We start from the raw sequence: 2,886 nt of genomic DNA, 5'->3' as shown, positions 1-2,886 counted from the left end.
TGGCGATGCACTGCTGCTGACGGGAGAACTCACACCGGAGGCGCGGTTCGGTCCCCCGACCACAGTCTTTCTGGAGGTTGCCGCCGAAACGGTGGAATGCGAGGAGTCGGTGCGGGGCGACGGCCTGTGCCTGCAGGTGCGCGAGATCAGCTTCGACGAGCAGGGGCTGCGGGTGGACACACCGTCCGAATGGCAGGCCTTCAGCGCGGATATCGTGGGTTATCAGCACCAACCTGGCATCCGCAATGTGTTGCGCGTCAAGCGCTTCGAACCCGCGGCCGGGCCAGAACTGCCGCCGGGGCCGATCTACGTGCTGGATCTGGTGGTCGAGTCGGAGGTGGTCGCAAATTGATGCCTTGCGATGGGCCGCGCGTGGGGGAACGGATCAGCGGCTCCGGAGGCCAGCCCACCCCGGAGTATCCGAGCGGAAATTGCCAGGGCGCTCATCGGAATCGAGAATATAATATATATCTTGCATGACATTGCACCCACATCGGCGACGTATGCCGGAGCCGCATCACGTGCGATCAACGTCAGGGTGAATGCACGCGCCAGGCTTGACTTCCCGGAACACCTCGTCGGCCAGGGTCCGGTTCGTCTCCTCGATCTCGCGTTCGATCTCCCTGACCAGCGTGGTGAACGCCTCCGCGGCCGGCGCCAGACTGCGCGATGCGAGAAAGATGAAGCCATAGTCCAGACGCAGCCACGAAGCACGGAAGGGCACCGCCGCAAGCTCGCCGCTGCGCAGCCAGGGTTCGATTTGAACAGGGCTCGCGAGCCCGAAGGCATCGGTGCCGGCCACGATGGTGCGCATGGCGGTGAGGTCTTCCACCAGGATCGGTGGAATCAGGTCGCCGCTGGTCTCGTCGATGCGGCAGTTGCGCGGAAACAGGTGCGCAACGCGGGAGGGGATTGGGACACCGGCAAACGGGTAGGCATCCAGATCGTCTTCCGAGACAGCATCCCGGGCCAACAGGGGGTGCCCGGCCCGGCAGAAAAAGAGGACTTCGTGGCGGCCGACCGGCTCCACGCGCAGCCCTGGTGCGTCCATCAGATGCCCGATCTCGCCGAAACCGATGTCGACCTGACGGTCCCTAACCAGTGTCTCGACATCGCGCCAGTTCCGTAGCTGCAACCGGATCTGCAATCCGGGGTGGGCCCTGAGCAACTCCGCCACGCCACGGTTGCCAGACAACTCAGCCGCATACACGCCCATTGCCACGGACAGGCGCCCGACGTCCAGGCCCTTCAAGAGCTTCATCTCGCGTTCGAGCTCGGCCGCCTCGATCAGGATGGTCTCGGCCCGCTGGAGCAAGGCCTTGCCAAACGCGGTCGGGGTGATCTCGGTCGTCTGGCGATCGAACAGCAGCACACCGAGCGACTCCTCGAGATTCTGGATGCTGCGCGAGAGCGCCGGCTGCGAAAGGTTCTGCTCCGTGGCGGCGCGCCGGAAACTGCCGTGGCGCCAGACGGCCAGAGCATGGGCCAGTTGGCGAATCTTGAAATGCATGCGCAAAGGGTATCGGAAATAGAACAATAATGCATTGGACATGCCCTTTCAGTCAGAAAATACTGCTGAATCGTCTCTTGAGAACGGAGAAGTAACGATGCAAGCTCAGATGTGCAAGGTGGCCCTCGCCACATGGATCGCGCTGGCCGTGGTCGGAGTGCCGTTTGCCTCGGCAGCCGAATTTTCGGCCGGGACGAACCTCGAACGGCCGCACTTCGATCCGAAGGGCAAACCCCCGTCGCAGTTCACCATCGACATCCTGAGCGAGGCGCGCGAGACCCTGCCGTTCTCGGATACCCGCGATTTCGATGAGAACCGCAAGGGCTTCATCGCGCCGATGACTCAACGGCAGATTCCGGCGGATGCGGGCCACATCGCCTGGGACATGGACGCGTTCAACTTCATCGACGAGCAGGACCATTTCGACAGCGTGCATCCGTCGCTGCATCGGATCGCGAAGCTGAACCAGAACTACGGGCTGTACGAGGTCACTCCCGGCATCTACCAGGTCCGCGGCGTCGATCTCTCCCAGATCACGTTCATCCGTGGCAAGACTGGCTGGATTGCCTACGATGTACTGATCAGCGCGGAAGTCGCCAAGGCGGCCTGGGAGTTTTTCCAGGAACAGATGGGCGAGGGCCTGCCGATCGCGACTGTCATCTACTCGCACAATCACGTCGACCACTGGGGCGGCGTGCGTGGTCTGATTAGCCAGGAGGATGTCGATGCCGGACGGGTCGAGGTCATTGCTCCCGACGGGTTCATGAACCATCTGGTATCCGAGAACGTGTTTGCCGGGAACGCGATGAACCGGCGCCTGTTTTACCAGTACGGCATCTTGCTGCCACGCAGTCCATTCGGTTACGTGAGCCAAGGTTTGGGACAGGGCACTTCTGCCGGATCCGTCGGCCTGATCGCTCCGACACGGCTGATTACGGAGCCGATCGAGGAAGTGATGGTCGACGGGGTCCGGATGATCTTCCAACTGACCCCGGACACCGAGGCGCCCACAGAAATGAACACGTATTTCCCGGACCTCAAGGCGCTGTGGATGGCTGAGAACGTGATGCAAGGCATGCACAACATCTACACGATGCGCGGCGCGCCGGTGCGCGATGCGCTGAACTGGTCGAAATACATCAACGAGGCCCTGTACCTGTTCGGCCAGGAAGCCGAGGTGATGTTTGCCTCCCACCACTGGCCGCGCTGGGGCAATGAACGCATCCAGGAAGTTCTGCGCGCCGCGCGTGATGCCTATGCGCACCTGAACAACCAGGTCCTCCACCATGCCAACCAGGGCGTGACCATCAACCAGATCCACAATGTCTACGAGGTGCCGCATACGCTGCAGCAGACCTGGTCTACCCGGGATTACC

General features: G+C 62.2%; 3 protein-coding genes. 2 read left to right on the top strand and 1 reads right to left on the bottom strand.

Going from position 1 to position 2,886, the window contains the following annotated elements:
* The coding region (locus EA346_RS04785) for a DUF4377 domain-containing protein (protein WP_296756220.1) at window positions 1–352 on the top strand (352 nt) is incomplete at its 5' end.
* A gap of 165 nt (window positions 353–517) precedes the next feature.
* On the opposite strand, the gene EA346_RS04780 is transcribed toward EA346_RS04785, so the two are convergent.
* A complete protein-coding gene (locus tag EA346_RS04780; RefSeq protein ID WP_296756219.1) occupies window positions 518–1,510 on the bottom strand; it encodes a LysR family transcriptional regulator in 993 nt (330 codons plus the stop codon).
* A gap of 97 nt (window positions 1,511–1,607) precedes the next feature.
* Between EA346_RS04780 and EA346_RS04775 the strand changes: the two genes are divergently transcribed.
* A partial coding sequence (locus tag EA346_RS04775) for an MBL fold metallo-hydrolase (RefSeq protein ID WP_296756217.1) occupies window positions 1,608–2,886 on the top strand: 1,279 nt, incomplete at its 3' end.

Source organism: Thioalkalivibrio sp., assembly GCF_007692535.1.
Classification (GTDB): Bacteria; Pseudomonadota; Gammaproteobacteria; order Ectothiorhodospirales; family Ectothiorhodospiraceae; genus Thioalkalivibrio.
This window is presented reverse-complemented; position numbering and strand designations above follow the sequence as displayed.